Source organism: Kitasatospora sp. Xyl93 (assembly GCF_055383135.1).
In genome coordinates this window covers 3,395,533-3,412,449 of record NZ_AP029185.1, presented here as the reverse complement: position 1 = coordinate 3,412,449, position 16,917 = coordinate 3,395,533, and the positions used below count along the sequence as shown (strand labels likewise).

Below are 16,917 nucleotides of genomic sequence, written 5' to 3'. Positions count from 1 at the left end.
CGGGTACGGGCCGCGGCCGGAGTACGCGCCGGCCGTGGCCCCGCCCGCGCTGGCCAGCTGGGGAGCCGGGCAGCAGTACGACCGGCAGCCCGGGTTCCAGCGCCTGCTGACCGCCGCGGACTGGCGCCCGGCGGCCAGGGCGGCCGTCGCACCGACCCTCGTCCTGCTGGCCGTGGCGCTGGTCGCGGCGATCCCGAGCGACTACCAGTACCAGTACCGGTTCGAGGCGCCCGGCTTCGGCGAGCGCTACCTCGCGATGCTGTCGATGACCCTGAACGCGCTCGGCGCGCCGTTCCGGATCGGCTTCGAGAGCTCGGCGAGCCGGGGCACGGCCGGCTGGACGGAGTCCGTCCGGGTGCTGCCGATGACCGTCACCGCCCTGTGGTGCCTGGCGCTCTGGCTCGGCCTGCGGGCCGGGCTGCGCCGTCGCAAGGCGGTGGAGGGCCAGCTGACCAGGGGCCGGGCCGCCGCCGAGGCGGTGCGCACCGCGGCCGTCCTCGCGGCGGTGAGCCTGGTGCTCGGCCTGGCCGGCGGTACGGACTGGAACCCGGACGGCCGCCGGGTCGGGGCCGACTACCCCGGCTCCGGCCGGAAGTCGGCGGAGTCGCTGATCACCGCGGACTCCGGCTGGCTGGAGGCGGTCGCCTGGACCGCCGTGGCGGCCGCCCTGCTGGCCTTCCTGGTGTACGGCACCGACGCGCTGCGCTGGGCCGCCTGGCGCAGCCGGGCGGTGCGCGGCTGGGCGGTGGCCGCGCTGACCGCCGGCCAGGCGCTCGCGATCTCGGTGGGGCTGTCCTCGGTGGCGGCCTTCGTGCTGGTCGCGGCGAACGGCGACAGCGGGGCGCTGACCGGGATCTCGCTGGCCTTCCTGCCCAACCTGGGCCTCGGTCTGCTCGGCTTCGGCTCGGGGGCGAGCCTGCGGTCGCACACCAACCTGTCCGGCGACGGCGAGTCCTCGTGGCGGGATCGCGGCAGCGACACCGAGTTCTCCTTCTTCGACCTGCGGGACGTCAGCGCCGACTGGCGCTGGGCCGGCCTCGCGGCGCTCGTCGCGGCGGGTGTGCTCGGCTGGACGGCCTACCGGCGGCGCCTGGACGCCACCGACCGGCTGCGGCTGGCGGCCCTGTACGCCGGGGCGCTCACCCTGCTGATGACGGTCTCCGGGGCGGTGCTGGTGGAGACCAGCTCCATGACCGGCTGGGTCGACGAGGCCAAGCGGATGGAGTTCTCCCAGGAGTCCTCGGTCGGGCTGGTGTTCCTGACCGTGCTGGTGGCCAACGCGGTCTGGGCGCTGGCCGGCGTGTTGCTGGTGCCGGCGCTGCTGGCGGCCGTCCGCGGCCGGGGCGAGGGTGCGCCGGGCGGCGCCGTGCCGTACGCCGAGTCCCCGTTCGCGCCGGGCGGGGGCGCCGCGTCGTACCCGCCGGAGGTGCCGTACGCGACGCCTTCGTACGGTGTCCCGGCGCAGCAGGGCGGCCCGGTGCCGGGGGCCGGGGTGCCGCCGCAGGCCGCCGGTCCGCAGGACGCGCCGTACGCCGCCGGGAGCGGGGTGAGCGAGGTGCTCGCCTCGCACGAGGTGCCGTCCGCGCCGTCCGCGCCGTCCGCGCCGCCCGCCCCGGCCGGCGGGGCGCCGGTGCCGCCGCGCCCGGCCGAGGAGCCGGTCGACCCGAGCGTCTGGCGCGAGCACCCCTGAGTCGGAGCGCCCCTGAGCCGGAGCGGCCCTGAGCCGGGGCGCCCCTGAGCCGGAGCGGCCCTGAGCCGGGGCGCCCCTGAGCCGGGGCGGCCCGGACAGGGCAAAGGGCCCCGCGGGGGAACGGGGCCCTTTGTCGTTCAGCACTCGGCGTCAGGGCCGCGCCGGTGCTGGGGTGACGGCGCCGGGGGAGGAGCGCCGTCGTGTCGGTTGGCTTCGGGGCGCGCCGTGCGGCTCCGGCGTGGGTGGCCGGCCGCGCGGGGCGCGCAGACCCGTGGGCGAGGGGTCGGCGCGCAGGTCTGCGCCGGTCCTGTGCTCACGGAGCGTGAACTGACGACCGCTGCCACCTCCCTGCGGCGCGGCTGCGGAGAACGCCCTTGGCGGGCCTCCTCGGCGAGCCGTGAGGCGCCGGGAGAACCGCTTACAAGGAGCATCGTGCTGGACGAGGGGCTCGCTCTGCAACCGGTTCGGCGCAGTTCGGCCCAGAGCAATTCCCGCCGCGACCGCCATCGATGATCACGGTGCGTAGTGGCTCGGGTGGTGGTGGCGCACGGGGACGCGCGTAGCGGCGCGGTGTGGAAGGGGGCGTGCGCCCGGGCGCGCACCGGATCGGACCGGGGGTGCGACGGCCGGCCCGGGCGTCCCCGGATTCCGGCCGTCCCACCTCTCGGCCCAGTCGCGGCCGGGGTCGCTGTCCCCTGCTGGCCGGCCGCGGCACCCGCGCACGGTCCCACGGAGCCGCGCGCCCGGCGGGCCGGGCGGCGGCACCACGTGCGCCGGTGGACTGGGTGGAACTCCACGCGTGGTCCTGCTGCCGTACGGCGGTGCCCCCGCGGGGACGGGCGGCGCGTCTGGCGGACGCGGCGCGGCCGTACGTTCGTCAGAAGCAACGAACCGCCGCCCCGCCCGGTCACGGTTCGTTGGACGGGCAGACGAGTGAAACCGGACAGCCCGGTAGAATCGGTGTCCAGACACCCCACACCGTCCGCAGCCGCAGCCCCCGCCGGGGAAGCGGGCCCGCGCGACACCTCGATACCGCTGCCGGAAGGCCGTCTGTGTCCTCTGCAATTCCCGTCCAGTCCGCGCCGGACAACGACCCCGTCCTGGTGGTCGACTTCGGCGCCCAGTACGCCCAGCTCATCGCCCGTCGGGTGCGTGAGGCGCGGGTCTACAGCGAGATCGTGCCGAGCAGCATGCCGGTCGCCGAGATGCTCGCCAAGAACCCCAAGGCGATCATCCTCTCCGGCGGCCCGTCGTCGGTCTACGAAGAGGGCGCGCCGCAGATCGACCGCGCGATCTTCGAGGCCGGTGTCCCGGTCTTCGGCATGTGCTACGGCTTCCAGCTGATGGCCAAGAGCCTCGGCGGCACCGTCGACAACAACGGCGCCCGCGAGTACGGCCGCACCCCGCTGACCGTCTCCCGCACCGGCTCCACCCTGTTCGAGGGCGTCCCGGCGCAGCACTCGGTGTGGATGTCGCACGGCGACGCCTGCTCCGCCGCCCCGGAGGGCTTCGAGGTCACCGCCTCCACCGACCTGGTCCCGGTCGCGGCCTTCGAGAACGACGAGGCCCGGCTGTACGGCGTCCAGTACCACCCCGAGGTGCTGCACTCCGACCACGGCCAGCTGGTCCTGGAGCACTTCCTCTACCGCGGCGCCGGCATCGCCCCGACCTGGACCACCGGCAGCGTGGTCGACGAGCAGATCGCCCTGATCCGCGAGCAGGTCGGCGACAAGCGCGCGATCTGCGGCCTGTCCGGCGGCGTGGACTCCGCGGTCGCGGCCGCCCTGGTCAACAAGGCCATCGGCGACCGGCTGACCTGCGTCTACGTCGACCACGGCCTGATGCGCAAGGGCGAGACCGAGCAGGTCGAGAAGGACTTCGTGGCCGCCACCGGCGTCCAGCTGAAGGTCGTCGACGCCTCCGAGCGCTTCCTGAACGCGCTGAAGGGGGTCACCGACCCCGAGGAGAAGCGCAAGATCATCGGCCGTGAGTTCATCCGGGTCTTCGAGCAGGCCCAGGCCGAGATCATCGCCGAGGCCGGCGAGCACGGCGAGTCGGTCGACTTCCTGGTCCAGGGCACCCTGTACCCGGACGTGGTGGAGTCCGGCGGCGGCACCGGCACCGCCAACATCAAGTCCCACCACAACGTCGGCGGCCTGCCCGAGGACCTCCAGTTCCAGCTGGTCGAGCCGCTGCGCAAGCTGTTCAAGGACGAGGTCCGGATGGTCGGCCAGGAGCTGGGCCTGCCGGAGGAGATCGTCCAGCGCCAGCCGTTCCCGGGCCCGGGCCTGGGCATCCGGATCGTCGGCGAGGTCACCAAGGAGCGCCTGGACCTGCTCCGCGACGCCGACGCGATCGCCCGCGAGGAGCTGACCGCGGCCGGCCTGGACCGTGAGATCTGGCAGTGCCCGGTCGTGCTGCTCGCCGACGTCCGCAGCGTGGGCGTGCAGGGCGACGGCCGCACCTACGGCCACCCGATCGTGCTGCGCCCGGTCTCGTCCGAGGACGCCATGACCGCCGACTGGTCGCGCCTGCCGTACGACGTGCTGGCGAAGATCTCCACCCGGATCACCAACGAGGTCCGCGACGTGAACCGCGTCGTCGTCGACGTCACCAGCAAGCCGCCGGGCACCATCGAGTGGGAGTGAGCACTCCCGCCGGCCGGCGGGGCGGGACTCCGTCTCCGTCCTGAGGCCGGTGCCTGAACGGCCGCGCCGTCGTTCCCGTACTGGAGGGAGCGACGGCGCGGCCGTTTGCCGTGCGGGTGCCGCTCTCCGGGAGGGACCTCCCACCGAAAGCGGTCGGGAACGGGCAGAATGCGGACCGGACCTGTCAGGGAGTGGCAGGCGGCGAGGGAAGGTGTGAGGGATGTCGGAGGCCAGCAACGCGGTGCCGGCCGGTGGGGGAGCGGCCGGTCGGGCCGACCGGGTGGCGCGGTGGCGGGCGCTCGCGTCCGGGCACGCGCTGCTGCCGCTGCGGCTCTTCCTCGGCGTCACGTTCGTCTACGCCGCCCTCGACAAGCTCTCCGACGCCCACTTCCTGGCCGGGGCGGGCGACCCGGCCTCCTTCGTCTCGCAGACCCGGGCCGCCAAGGCGGGCGGCAGCCCGATCTCCTTCCTGCTCGGCCCCGCCCTCGACCACCCGACCCTGTTCGCGCTCGCCGTCGCCTTCGGCGAGCTGGCGGTCGGCCTCGGCACCCTGCTCGGCCTCTGGGGCCGGGCCGCCGCGCTCGGCGGCGCGCTGCTCAGCCTCAGCCTGTGGCTGACCGTGAGCTGGAGCGTCGCGCCGTACTACCTCGGCAACGACCTGGCATACCTGATGGCCTGGACCCCGCTGGTGCTGGCCGGCACGCCGTACCTGTCGGTGGACGGCTACCTGGCCCGCCGGGCCGGGCGGGACCGCGCGCGCGGGCTCGGCGAGGACCACGTCAGGCGCCGGGCCCTGGTGGACGGCGGGATCGCGGCCGTCGCGATCGGCGGGGCCGGGCTGCTGGCCGGCTCGCTGACCCGCACCTTCGGCCGGGACCGGTCCGCCGCGCCCGAGCAGTCGGCCGCCCCGGTCTCCGCCGCCCCGGCCCAGGCCCCCGCGGTGCCCGCCGCGAGCGTGCCGGTCGGCGGCTCGGCCCAGGTCAAGGACCCGGCCACCGGGGACGCCGTCTACATCGTCCAGCCCAAGGCCGGCCAGTACTGCGCCTTCTCCGCGGTGTGCACCCACTCCGGCTGCGCCGTGGACGCGCCGAAGAACGGCCAGCTGTACTGCCCCTGCCACGGCTCCCGGTTCGACGCCGCGACCGGTGCGGTGGTCAACGGCCCGGCGGTCAAGCCGCTGCCCAAGTACGCCGTCCGCAAGGACGGCGACCAGTTGACCCTGGGCCCCCAGCAGATCTGAGGGCCCGGAGGGCCGTCGGCGGGGTCACTCCTCGCGGTCGGGCCGGCCGCGCCGGGCCACCGCCGCGACCGCGCCGGCCAGGCCGCCGACGCCGAGCACGATGAAGGTGACCGGGATGACGATCCGCCCGTTCACCGACTGGTCGTTGAGCGCCGCGACCAGGTAGAGCACCGCGATCACGGTGAACAGCGCGCCCGCGATCAGCGAGAACAGGTCGAGCCGGTGCTTCCTCACTGCTGGACCACCTTGATGTTGCCGAGCCCGATTCCGAGTTCGAGATTGAGGGTGCCCTTGGCCGGCTGCCCGTTGGCAGGGCCGATCAGGTAGGTGTGCCGCCCGGTGCCGTCGCTGCGGTCACCGGGCACGGTGACGTTGCCCAGGCCGACCCGGACCACCAGGTTCACCGTCACGTCGTCCGGCACGGTGACGGTCATGTCGCCGGTGCCGAGGTCGGCCTTGGTGGCCAGGGTGGCCCCGGCCGGGTCGACCGCGGAGAGGTCCAGCCTGATCGTCCCGGCGCCCAGGTTGTACCGGTCGTGCAGGTCCGTCGCCGAGGCGACGGTCCACTCGCGATCGCCGACCGCGTCGCGCACGGAGTCCGGCGAGTGGCCGACGAAGGCCAGCGCCAGGGTGAGCAGCAGACCGGTCACCGCCAGCCGGCGGGCCCGGCCGAACTTCGCTCCGACCAGCAGCGTCAGGCCCACCACCAGCAGCGCGGAGGCCAGCACCGTCGCGCCGCGGACGGTGGGGTCGTGGTGGCCGGCGGAGGCGGTCCACACCGCGGTGCCCGCGCCGACCGCCAGCAGGAAGCCGAAGAAGCCGAGCGCCGAGCGCTCCCGGGGGCGCCGGACGGCGGCGGGTTCGGGACGGCGCTCCGCGCGCTCCTTGCGCAGCGGATCGCCCTCCGGCAGGTCGGTGCGCCGCCACCAGGGCTGGGCCGGGGTGCCGACCGGCGGCACCGGGGTGCCGAACGGCGGGGTGGGAGTGCCGTACGGCGGCGTCGGGGTGCCGTACGGCGGGGTCGGGGTGCCCGGGGCGGCGCTGCCGTACGGGTTGCGCTCGGGGTGGCGCGGGTCCCACAGGTAGCCGCCGGCGCCGGGGGCCGGGCCGTCGGCGGGGGCCTTCCCGGCCGACTCGGCCTGCTCCGGCCGCGGCCAGCGGTAGGCCCCGGTGCCGCCGGTGATCCCGGAGCCGCCGGTGCCCTCGCCGTCGGGGAAGTGGCGGTCGTACGGGCCGCCGCGGCGGCGCTCGCGCCCCCGCCCGCGCCCCCGGCGGCGCTCCGGGTCGTAGCGCACCGCCAGGAAGACCAGGGCGGCGAGCAGCAGCAGCGGGAACATCTGGTCCCCGTCGCCCATCGAGGAGAAGAACACCCCGGTGCCGATCACGGTCAGCAGCACCGCGCCGACCGACTGGCCGTCCACCCGCCCGGTGAGCACCCGCTGGAGCTCGGTGCGCCCGCCGCGGCCCTTGGCGTCGTCGTCGGTCGGGACGATCAGCCAGGCCAGGCCGTACAGGAACAGCCCGAGGCCGCCGGAGAGGCAGAGCACCACCGTGACGATCCGGAAGACCACCGGGTCGATGTCCAGGTGCCGGCCGAGGCCGCCGCAGACGCCGGCCACCACGCGGTGGTGCTCGGCCCGGGTCAGTGGCGGGCGATCCGGTTCCGGCGGGGCGGCGGGCCCGGCCTCCTCGATGCGGGGGTCCTCGGTCATGGACACCATCCTTCCGGCAGGGGACGGTCCGGCCCAACCGGGTCGACCCCTGTCCGTACCCTGACTTGTCCCTGATACGGGATGGGGACACACCCTGATGCGCCCGCGGGTGCCCGCGTGGAACCATCGGTGGCGTGGCAGCCCCCGGTACCGATCCCCGATCCATCGCCCCCGACACCGCGCCGTCGGCCGGCGCCGACCCGAGCACGCCCGACGGCGGGCGGCCGCCCTACCGGCGGCTCTACCGCAGCCCGCAGGGGCGGATGCTGGGCGGCGTCGCGCACGGCCTGGCGGTGCACCTCGGGCTGCCGGTGCGGTGGGTGCGGCTGGCCTTCGTCGTGCTGTTCTTCGCCCAGGGGATCGGCGCGCTGCTGTACGCCGCGTTCTGGTTCGTGGTGCCGATCGGCATCGGCGAGCCCTCGCAGCGCGGCGGCGCCCAGTGGGTGTACCTCAACGGGGTGTTCGTCCCGGCCACGCCCGGGCTCCAGGGCGGCCTGCTGAGCAAGGGCGGCGAGAGCGGCGGCTGGGTGGGCCGGATGCGCCGGCTGCTCCAGCACACCCTCCAGGGCGAGCCGGTGGCCGCGCCCGCCGAGGGCGAGGAGGCGACCGGCAAGGGCGGGCAGGGCGGCATCGGCCAGCTCGCCGCCCTGGTGATGACGGTGATCGGCCTGATCGCCCTGCTCAACGTGCTCGGCTGGCAGACCGCCAAGCCGTACACCTGGCCGCTGCTGGCGATCGGCGTCGGCGTGGCGCTGGTCTGGCGGCAGGCCGACGACTCGCGCTGGCAACGCTGGTTCGGCATCGAGGAGGGCGAGAAGCGGCGCGGCGCCTACACCCGGGTCGGCGCGGGCGTGCTGCTCGCGGTGGCCGGCACCATCGCGCTGCTCGCCATGCAGGGCAGCGGCTCCACGCTCGGCTCGGTGATCGAGGCCTCGCTCGCGGTGCTGGCCGGCGTGCTGGTGCTGCTCGGCCCGTACGGCCTGCGGCTCTGGCAGGACCTCGGGGCCGAGCGCACGGCCCGCATCCGCGCCCAGGAGCGGGCCGAGATCGCCGCGCACATCCACGACTCCGTGCTGCACACCCTGACCCTGATCCAGCGCCGGGCCGAGGACCCCAAGGAGGTGCTGCGGCTGGCCCGCTCGCAGGAGCGCGAGCTGCGGCTGTGGCTGTACCGCCCGGAGGCCGCCGCCGAGGCCGCGCCGGACACCATGGCGGAGACCCTGCGGGCCGCCGTCGCCGAGGTAGAGGACCGGCACGGCGTCCAGGTCGAGCTGGTGATCGTCGGCGACTGCCCGATGGACGAGAGGATCGCGGCGCAGATGCAGGCCGCGAGGGAGGCGACCGTCAACGCGGCCAAGTACGGTGGCGGGGGACCGGTCCAGGTCTACGCCGAGGTCGAGGGGAGGACGGTGTCGGTGTTCGTGCGCGACCACGGCCCCGGCTTCGATCCCGACACGGTGCCCGAGGACCGGATGGGCGTACGGGAGTCGATCATCGGCCGGATGAAGCGCAACGGCGGCACCGCTCGGGTGCGGCCGGCTGCGGGCGGCGGCACCGAGGTCGAGCTGGAGATGGAGAGAACTGATGACTGAGGCAGCTCCGGAGCGTACGGCGCGGGTCGTGCTGGTCGACGACCACCGGATGTTCCGGACGGGGGTCAGGGCCGAGATCGGCCGCACCGAGGTGACCGGCATCGACGTGGTCGGCGAGGCCGACGACGTGGACTCGGCGGTCCGCGTGGTCGCCGAGACCAGGCCGGACGTGGTGCTGCTCGACGTCCACCTGCCGGGCGGCGGCGGCGTCGAGGTGCTGCGCCGCTCGGCCGGGGTGATGGGCGAGCAGGGAGGGGTGAAGTTCCTGGCGCTGTCGGTGTCGGACGCCGCCGAGGACGTCATCGGCGTCATCCGCGGCGGCGCGCGCGGCTACGTCACCAAGACCATCACCGGCACCGACCTGGTGAACGCGGTGTTCCGGATCGCCGACGGCGACGCGGTGTTCTCGCCCCGGCTGGCCGGCTTCGTGCTGGACGCCTTCGCCGCCACCGACACCCCGCCGGTGGACGAGGACCTGGACCGCCTCACCCAGCGCGAGCGCGAGGTGCTGCGCCTGATCGCCCGCGGCTACGCCTACAAGGAGATCGCCAAGCAGCTCTTCATCTCGGTGAAGACCGTCGAGAGCCACGTCTCCGCCGTCCTGCGCAAGCTGCAGCTGAGCAACCGCCACGAGCTGACCCGCTGGGCCACCGCCCGCCGCCTGGTCTGAGCCCGAGCCCACCGACAAGCCCGTCCGCCCCGGGATCTCCCGGGGCGGACGGGCTTGTCGGTGGGTGGCCATAGACTCGATGTGCCATGAGTAGCCTCTTTGACGACCTTCCGCTCCCCGGTTTCGAGGCACCCGCCGCCGGGTCGAAGCAGCCCGCCGCTCCCGCCGACGAGGAGCCCCCGCCGTACGAGGAGGAGGTCCCGTACGACGCGTACGAGGAGGCCATCCCGGACGGGCTGTTCCACACCGACCACGCCGCCGAGGCGGAGCGGGACGCCTGGTACCGCAACGGCGCCGCCCGCACGGTGATCGATCCGGCGCAGCTGCTGGAGGGGATGAACGACCCGCAGCGGGAGGCGGTGCTGCACGCGGGCTCGCCGCTGCTGATCGTGGCCGGCGCCGGCTCCGGCAAGACCCGGGTGCTGACCCACCGGATCGCCCACCTGCTGGGCGCCCGCGGGGTGCAGCCGGGCGAGATCCTGGCGATCACCTTCACCAACAAGGCGGCCGGCGAGATGCGCGAGCGCGTCGAGGCGCTGGTCGGCCCGCGCGCCCGGGCGATGTGGGTCTCCACCTTCCACAGCGCCTGCGTGCGCATCCTGCGCCGCGAGTCCAAGCAGCTGGGCTTCACCTCCAGCTTCTCGATCTACGACTCGGCCGACTCGCAGCGGCTGATGTCGCTGGTCTGCCGGGACCTCGACCTGGACCCGAAGCAGTTCCCGCCGAAGTCCTTCACGGCGAAGATCAGCAACCTCAAGAACGAGCTGATCGACGAGGAGACCTTCGCCGACCAGGCCGCCAACCCGATGGAGAAGAAGCTCGCCGAGGCGTACGCGCTCTACCAGCGGCGGCTGCGCGAGGCCAACGCGCTGGACTTCGACGACATCATCATGACGACGGTGAACCTGCTGCAGGCCTTCCCCGACGTCGCCGAGCACTACCGGCGCCGGTTCCGGCACATCCTGGTCGACGAGTACCAGGACACCAACCACGCCCAGTACATGCTGGTCCGGGAGCTGAGCGGGGGCTCCGTCGCGGCCGCGCCGAAGCGCACCGCGGACGGGGACTTCGTGAACCCGGCGGCCGGGCGGCTGGCCGAGGTGCCGCCGGCCGAGCTGTGCGTGGTCGGTGACGCGGACCAGTCGATCTACGCCTTCCGCGGCGCCACCATCCGCAACATCCTCCAGTTCGAGGAGGACTACCCGAACGCGACCACGATCCTGCTGGAGCAGAACTACCGCTCCACCCAGACCATCCTGAGCGCCGCCAACGCCGTCATCGAGCGCAACGCCAACCGCCGCGAGAAGAAGCTGTGGACGGCCGGCGAGCACGGCGAGAAGGTCATCGGCTACGTCGCGGACGACGAGCACGGCGAGGCCCAGTTCATCGCCGACGAGATCGACCGGCTCACCGACAAGGGCGAGGCCAAGCCCGGCGACGTCGCGATCTTCTACCGGACCAACGCCCAGTCCCGGGTGTTCGAGGAGGTGTTCATCCGGGTCGGCCTGCCGTACAAGGTGGTCGGCGGGGTGCGCTTCTACGAGCGCAAGGAGGTCCGGGACGTCCTGGCGTACCTGCGGGTGCTCTCCAACCCGGAGGACACCGTGCCGCTGCGCCGGATCCTCAACGTGCCCAAGCGCGGCATCGGCGAGCGGGCCGAGGCGATGATCGACGCGCTGGCCGCGCGGGAACGGATCTCCTTCGCCCAGGCGCTGGTCCGGGTGGACGAGGCGTACGGGATGGCCGCGCGCTCGGCCAACGCCGTCAAGAAGTTCAACACCCTGATGGCCGGGCTGCGCCAGGTCGTCGAGTCGGGCGCGGGCCCGGCGGCGGTGCTGGAGGCCGTCCTGGAGGAGACCGGCTACCTGGCCGAGCTCCAGGCCTCCACCGACCCGCAGGACGAGACCCGGGTGGAGAACCTCCAGGAGCTGGCCTCCGTCGCCCTGGAGTACGAGCAGGACCCGGGCGAGCGGCCGGACGCGGGGGAGGAGGGCACCCCGCCGGTCGGCTCGCTGGCCGACTTCCTGGAGCGGGTGGCGCTGGTCGCCGACTCGGACCAGATCCCGGACGAGGACGAGGACGGGCAGGGCGTCATCACGATGATGACCCTGCACACCGCCAAGGGCCTGGAGTTCCCGGTGGTCTTCCTGACCGGCATGGAGGACGGGATCTTCCCGCACATGCGGGCGCTCAACCAGGTCAAGGAGCTGGAGGAGGAGCGCCGGCTCGCGTACGTCGGGCTCACCCGGGCCCGCGAGCGGCTGTACCTGACCCGCTCGGTGCTGCGCAGCGCCTGGGGGCAGCCGGCCTACAACCCGGCCTCCCGGTTCCTGGAGGAGATCCCGGAGGCGCTCGTGGAGTGGAAGCGCACCGGGGCGGCGCAGGCGCCGGTCCAGCGCGGCTACTCCTCGGGCTCGTCCTGGGGCAAGTCCTCGTCCGGGGGCGGGAGTTCGCGCGCCTCGTCGTCGGCGTCGCCGAAGGCCGGCTGGGGGCAGTCGGTGCGGCGCGGCGGCCAGGTGGTGGAGCGCGAGGTCGCCTCGCTCGCGGTCGGCGACCGGGTCACCCACGACAGCTTCGGGCTGGGCACGGTGGTGGCCGTCACGGGCGCCGGCGACCGGGCGCAGGCCACCGTCGACTTCGGCACCGAGGGGCGCAAGCAGCTGCTGCTGCGCTACGCGCCGGTCGAGAAGCTGTAGGGGCCGGCGGCTCGGCCCGGGGCTGCGGGGCCCCGGCGGCTCAGCGCGGGTCCAGCCCGTGGGAGAGGAACCAGGGCAGCGGGTCGATCGGTCCGCTGCCCTGCGGCCGGATCTCGAAGTGCAGGTGCGGGCCGGTGCTGTTGCCGCTGCTGCCGACGAAGGCGATCACGTCGCCCTGCTTCACCGGGCCCTTGCGGACCTTGTACGCCCGCAGGTGGCAGTACCAGGCCTCGGTGCCGTCGGGCGTCCTGAGGATCGTCATGTAGCCGTAGAACGGGTTCCACTGGGTGCGGACGGTGCCGTCGGTCACGGCGTAGACCTCGGAACCGCCGTCCACCGGGAAGTCGATGCCGGTGTGCCGGTTGGCCCAGCGGGTGCCGGCCTCGCCGAACAGTTCGCCGAGGCCGTGCCGGGCGACCGGCATGACCACCTCGGGCCTGACCGGCTCGGGCGCCGGTTCGGCGGTGGGCTGCGCGGTCGGGGCCTCGGTGGGCCGGGCGCCGGCCAGCGGCTGGCGGGCGTCGCCGCGGGAGGCCTGGGCCGGTGCGCCGGCCGCGACCGCCTGGGCGGCGGCCGCCTGCGCGGCCGTGGTGCCCGGGTCGGCCTCCACCGCGGACTGCGGGGCCCGTCCGGAGGCCTGGGCGCGCTGCTGGTCGGCCTCCCCCTGCACGGTGACCGCGGCCGCCGCGGCCACTCCGAGCGCGGCCATCGACGGCAGCGCGACCCGCAGCAGCGCCGTCCGGGTGGCCGCCCTGGCGGCGCCGCGGCGCTGGGCGCGGGACTGTTCGCGGGCGGCGAGGCGCAGCTCCGCACGGGTCGGACGGGCGGCTGCATCGGGAGCCATCGGGGGCTGCCTCCTCGGTGGGCCTCGGACGTCGTCGGACGAGGGAAAACAGCCGTGACTGTAGCTCCAAGGCCGACGCCCCGGAAAAACCCCCGGATGTCAAGGGGTCGGCCGGGGGGTCTGTGCGGAGGTTGCGGGAAGGACGGGTATACCCGCTGGTAGCAAGGCCTGGAGCTGTGACTTTGCCCTCCTCTTCGGGGGCGGCACGGTCAACCGGGCCGGGTGGCGCTAACCTCCCCTCAGGTTGGTTATTGACCGTTAACCGCGCCGGCGGCCCACGAGGCCCGGTCGGATGGTGGACGACGACGTCCAGGAGGCAGTCATGAGTGTGTCGGGGCCGATCCGTGTGGTGGTCGCCAAGCCCGGGCTCGACGGTCACGACCGTGGTGCCAAGGTCATCGCGCGCGCCCTGCGCGACGCCGGTATGGAGGTCATCTACACCGGACTGCACCAGACGCCCGAGCAGGTCGTCGACACCGCGATCCAGGAGGACGCGGACGGCATCGGGCTGTCGATCCTCTCCGGTGCCCACATGACGCTGTGCGCGCGGGTGCTGGAGCTGCTGAAGGAGCGCGACGCGGAGGACATCAAGGTCTTCTGCGGCGGGATCATCCCGGACGAGGACATCGCCGAGCTCAAGGCGCTGGGCGTCGCGGACATCTTCACCCCGGGCACGCCGACCCGGGACGTGGTCGCCTGGGTCGAGTCGAACCTGCGGGCCGGCTGAACCACGGCGCGTCGAGCGGGCCGGCCCTTCCCGGGGCCGGCCCGCTCCGTCGTTCCGGGGCGCCCCGGGGGCGTGCGGGAGCCGTGGGCTCAGCCCGCCAGCTCCGCGAGCATCGCCGCCCGGAAGCGCAGGGTGCCGGCCAGCCGGGCGAAGGTCTCGGACCAGGCGGAGTCCGGAGCGGCCCCGGCGGCCAGCTCCTCCACCGCGGCGGCCGTCTCCGGGGCGAGCGCGCGCTCCGTCATCCCGAGCACCCCGCTGTGGCTCCACGGGTACGCCCCGGAGGCCGCCGCCCGGGCCAGCGCGGCCACCACGGCGGTGGACAGCGGCGGCGTCCACGGGGTGGCGCAGGCGCCGAGCAGCTGGAAGGCCTCGCCCAGCCCGTGCACCCCGATGAAGGCGGCCGTCCAGACCGCCCGTTCCTCCGGCGGCAGGACGGCCAGCAGCTTGGCCGGGGAACCGGTGGTGCGCGGCGAGCGGGCCCGCGCACCGCGCTCGGCGACGGGTGCCGGGCCGAGCAGCGCCCGGGCCCAGTCGGCGTCCTGCTGGCGGACGGCGGCCCGCGCCCAGGCCTCCCGCAGGTCGTCGGCCCAGCTGCTGGTGGTCTCGTCGATGCTGTCGCCGACCCGCAGGGCGAGCAGCTGTTCGGGCGTCAGCCCGGTGGTCCGCGGCCACAGCGACAGCGGCGCGGCGGCCACCACCTCGCCGAACCACCAGGCCCGTTCGCCGCGCCCGGTGGGCGACTTGGGCGCGATCCCGTCGCGCTGCATCTGCGCGTCGCACTCGGCGGGCGGGGTGACCAGCAGGTGGGTGCCGGTGTCGGCGAGCCGGACGGCGGCCCGCGCCCGCTCGGCCATCCGGCGGGCCAGCGCCGAGCCGGGCAGGGTGGAGAGCAGCTCGGCGGCGGTGGCCCGGACGTTCTTGCTGCGGTCGCCGAGGGCGGCCTCCAGGAAGGGTTCGTCGTCGGCGGAGAGACCGTCCTGCAGGGCGTCCAGGAAGAGCAGGCGGTCCTCGGCGCGCTCGGTGGACCAGGTGCCGCGCAGCAGCTCCAGGCCGGCCGCCGGGTCGCGGCGGCGCAGCAGCGTGAGGTGGGTGACCCGCTCGGCGAACAGGCCCTCGTGCCAGAGCCGGTCGTCCGTGGGCTGCCGCGGCAGCTCGGGGGTGGCGGTGCGCAGCACGAACCGCCAGTCGGGGTTCCGCTCGGCCAGCCAGCGGCCCAGCGGACCGGCCAACGCCACGGCGTCGGGCCGCAGTTCGCTGCGGGCCCGGGCGGCGTCGAGCAGACCGGGTACCAGTGCGGCGGGCGGGCGCAGGCCGCGCTCCCGGGCGGTGTCGAGCCACTGCGGCAGCAGCTCGGCCAGGTTGGCCAGGGTGCCGCCGCCGCTGCCGGTCCGCCCCGAGAGCAGGACGGCCAGCCGGCGGGCGGCCGGCTCGGGCAGCTCCGGCCGCGGGTCCTCGGCCGCGGGCGGGCCGGGCGGCTCGGTGGCCGGTACCGGCAGTGCGCCGGCCCGGCGGCGGACGGTGGCCAGCGCGGCCAGCTCCAACAGGGCGGTGGCCGGATCGCCCTGGTCCACGGCGTCGGCGAACGGCAGGGCGGTGGCCGGGAGCGGGCGGCGGTCGGTGCCGAGCAGGGCGGTGGTGTGCAGCGTCTCCCACGGGTCCTGGGTGATCGTCATGCCGGGTTCTCCTAAGCGTTGGTGAGGCCGACCGGGCGTCGGTCGGCGGCCCAGGCCGTGACCGGGGCGAAGCCCTGGTGGCCGTACTCGCCGAAGACCGTCAGCGGGCGGCCGGTGGAGACCGCGGCCAGCCGCCACAGCGCGGCCTCCGGGACGGACGGGGTGCGGACCGGCACGGTGTGGTGGCCGTCCGTCAGGAACCAGCCGTCCGGGGTGTGCACCGGGACGACGCCGTCGAGCACGGTCGGGCTGCTCTCCAGCCACGGGTCGTCGGCGACGGCCGTGCCGTAGCCGGCCACCGCCTCGGCGACGGTGAGCCCGGCGGGCGGGTCGGCGGGGCCCGGCTCGGGGGCGCCGTAGCGCTCGCCGAGGGTGGCGCGCAGCGGGTGGGCGCCGGGGTGGTAGGCGAGGTCGGCCTCCACCAGGTGGCCGGTGGGCAGGGCGAGGGCGGGCGCCTGGCCGGGGCGGCCGAAGGAGAGCAGCAGCGCCGGGCGGCCGGTCTTGGCGCCGCGCAGCCAGATCCGGCGGCTGACGAGCCGCTCGTCGGCGCCCCCTTCCAGTGGTGCCGTCCGGCTGCCGAGCACCAGCCAGCGGTCGCGGACGGTGGGGCCGGCCAGCACCTCGGTGGACTCCACGGTGTAGCCGACCCGGGTGCGGACGGTGGCGGCCAGCTCGGCCGGCAGTTCGTCCGTCCGGGTGGCGGCGGTGGCGAGCAGGTGCAGCATCGCGTACTCCTCCAGCAGCCGCTCCTGCGGCAGCGCGTCCAGCTCCCGGACCCGGGTGGCCAGGCCGGGGGCCTGCGCGTCGACCATCCGGGCGGCGACCTCCTCCCAGGGCCCGGCGGTGGACTGGTCGGCCAGGCCGTGCCGGACCCGGTCCGCCAGCCGCAGCCGCAGTTCGGCGGCCCCGGCCGCGACCCGGGCGCCGCGCTTCTCGGCCCGGCGCCGGGCGGCCTCCGGATCGACCGCCTCCTTCGCGCGCTTCTCGGCGCGGTCCCGGCGGGACGTGAGCCACTCGGCCACCCAGTCGGCGGGCTCGCCGGCCGGGACGGCCTGAGGGGTGCCGCTCCACAGCAGGAGGAGCCCGAGCGCGTGCTTGCACGGGAACTTCCGGCTGGGGCAGCTGCACTGGTAGGCGGGCGTGGCGAGCTCGATCGCGGTGCGGTACGGCGTGCGGCCGCTGCCCTTGCACTCGCCCCACAGCGCGGTGCCGTCGGTGCCGGTGCCGGACCACGGCGCGGGCGCGGAGAGCTTGCCCGCCGCCTTCCGCGAGGCGGCGTCAGGCGCCAGGGACAGGACGTGTTCGGTGCTCCAGCGTTCCTCCATGCGACCGACCGTAGGCGGCGCCACTGACAGCGGCTGACGGGTCGTCCGGAACCCCGCCGGGGCGGCGGCCGATGTCAGTGGCTCGGTGCAGGGTGGTTCC

The 16,917-nt window shown here is 75.1% G+C and carries 12 protein-coding genes; 7 read left to right on the top strand and 5 right to left on the bottom strand.

The features are described from left to right. The first annotated feature begins 34 nt into the window (after window positions 1-34). The 3 genes from ACZ5GH_RS15060 (at window position 35) to ACZ5GH_RS15050 (ending at window position 5,578) form a co-directional block, all read left to right on the top strand. The gene (locus ACZ5GH_RS15060) at window positions 35-1,690 is read left to right on the top strand and encodes a hypothetical protein (RefSeq protein ID WP_464334484.1); all 1,656 of its coding nucleotides are present in this window, start codon (window positions 35-37) and stop codon (window positions 1,688-1,690) included. Window positions 1,691-2,742: 1,052 nt separating this feature from the next. After that, entirely contained in the window at window positions 2,743-4,338 is a 1,596-nt protein-coding gene (gene guaA, locus ACZ5GH_RS15055) for a glutamine-hydrolyzing GMP synthase (protein ID WP_387756412.1), read from the top strand. Window positions 4,339-4,558: 220 nt separating this feature from the next. Continuing rightward, window positions 4,559-5,578 carry a Rieske (2Fe-2S) protein gene (locus ACZ5GH_RS15050; protein ID WP_387756414.1) on the top strand — a complete coding sequence of 340 codons (1,020 nt, stop codon included), beginning with the start codon at window positions 4,559-4,561 and terminating at the stop codon, window positions 5,576-5,578. A gap of 24 nt (window positions 5,579-5,602) precedes the next feature. Here ACZ5GH_RS15050 and ACZ5GH_RS15045 read toward each other — a convergent pair whose 3' ends face one another. Together ACZ5GH_RS15045 and ACZ5GH_RS15040 are read right to left on the bottom strand one after the other, a co-directional pair. Further along, the gene (locus ACZ5GH_RS15045) at window positions 5,603-5,812 is read right to left on the bottom strand and encodes a hypothetical protein (RefSeq protein WP_049661234.1); all 210 of its coding nucleotides are present in this window, start codon (window positions 5,810-5,812) and stop codon (window positions 5,603-5,605) included. After that, window positions 5,809-7,290 (bottom strand): PspC domain-containing protein, encoded by a 1,482-nt coding sequence (locus ACZ5GH_RS15040; RefSeq protein WP_464334483.1) that lies wholly within the window; start codon window positions 7,288-7,290, stop codon window positions 5,809-5,811. The genes ACZ5GH_RS15045 and ACZ5GH_RS15040 overlap by 4 nt, the downstream gene beginning before the upstream one ends. Before the next feature lie 134 nt (window positions 7,291-7,424). Here ACZ5GH_RS15040 and ACZ5GH_RS15035 point away from each other — a divergent pair, with 134 nt between their 5' ends. From ACZ5GH_RS15035 to pcrA, 3 genes are all read left to right on the top strand, one after another. Next, on the top strand, window positions 7,425-8,882 hold the full coding sequence (locus tag ACZ5GH_RS15035; RefSeq protein ID WP_387756419.1) for a PspC domain-containing protein: 1,458 nt from the start codon (window positions 7,425-7,427) through the stop codon (window positions 8,880-8,882). Then, window positions 8,875-9,552, top strand: coding sequence for a LuxR C-terminal-related transcriptional regulator (locus ACZ5GH_RS15030; RefSeq protein ID WP_380735377.1), 678 nt, complete (start codon window positions 8,875-8,877; stop codon window positions 9,550-9,552). The genes ACZ5GH_RS15035 and ACZ5GH_RS15030 overlap by 8 nt, the downstream gene beginning before the upstream one ends. A gap of 86 nt (window positions 9,553-9,638) precedes the next feature. Further along, window positions 9,639-12,248, top strand: a complete 2,610-nt coding sequence (pcrA, locus tag ACZ5GH_RS15025; RefSeq protein ID WP_387756422.1) for a DNA helicase PcrA — start codon at window positions 9,639-9,641, stop codon at window positions 12,246-12,248. A gap of 40 nt (window positions 12,249-12,288) precedes the next feature. Here pcrA and ACZ5GH_RS15020 read toward each other — a convergent pair whose 3' ends face one another. Beyond that, the gene (locus tag ACZ5GH_RS15020; RefSeq protein ID WP_464334482.1) at window positions 12,289-13,092 is read right to left on the bottom strand and encodes a M23 family metallopeptidase; all 804 of its coding nucleotides are present in this window, start codon (window positions 13,090-13,092) and stop codon (window positions 12,289-12,291) included. A 322-nt stretch (window positions 13,093-13,414) separates the two neighbouring features. On the opposite strand from ACZ5GH_RS15020, the gene ACZ5GH_RS15015 reads away from it, so the two are divergent. Beyond that, on the top strand, window positions 13,415-13,819 hold the full coding sequence (locus tag ACZ5GH_RS15015) for a cobalamin B12-binding domain-containing protein (protein ID WP_049660544.1): 405 nt from the start codon (window positions 13,415-13,417) through the stop codon (window positions 13,817-13,819). Window positions 13,820-13,908: 89 nt separating this feature from the next. Here the strand turns inward: ACZ5GH_RS15015 and ACZ5GH_RS15010 are convergent, their stop codons facing one another. After that, the gene (locus ACZ5GH_RS15010; protein WP_464334481.1) at window positions 13,909-15,492 is read right to left on the bottom strand and encodes a DUF5691 domain-containing protein; all 1,584 of its coding nucleotides are present in this window, start codon (window positions 15,490-15,492) and stop codon (window positions 13,909-13,911) included. An 11-nt stretch (window positions 15,493-15,503) separates the two neighbouring features. Then, window positions 15,504-16,817: an SWIM zinc finger family protein gene (locus ACZ5GH_RS15005; RefSeq protein WP_464334480.1), complete on the bottom strand. Its 1,314-nt coding sequence runs from the start codon at window positions 16,815-16,817 to the stop codon at window positions 15,504-15,506. Between the last annotated feature and the right edge of the window lie 100 nt (window positions 16,818-16,917).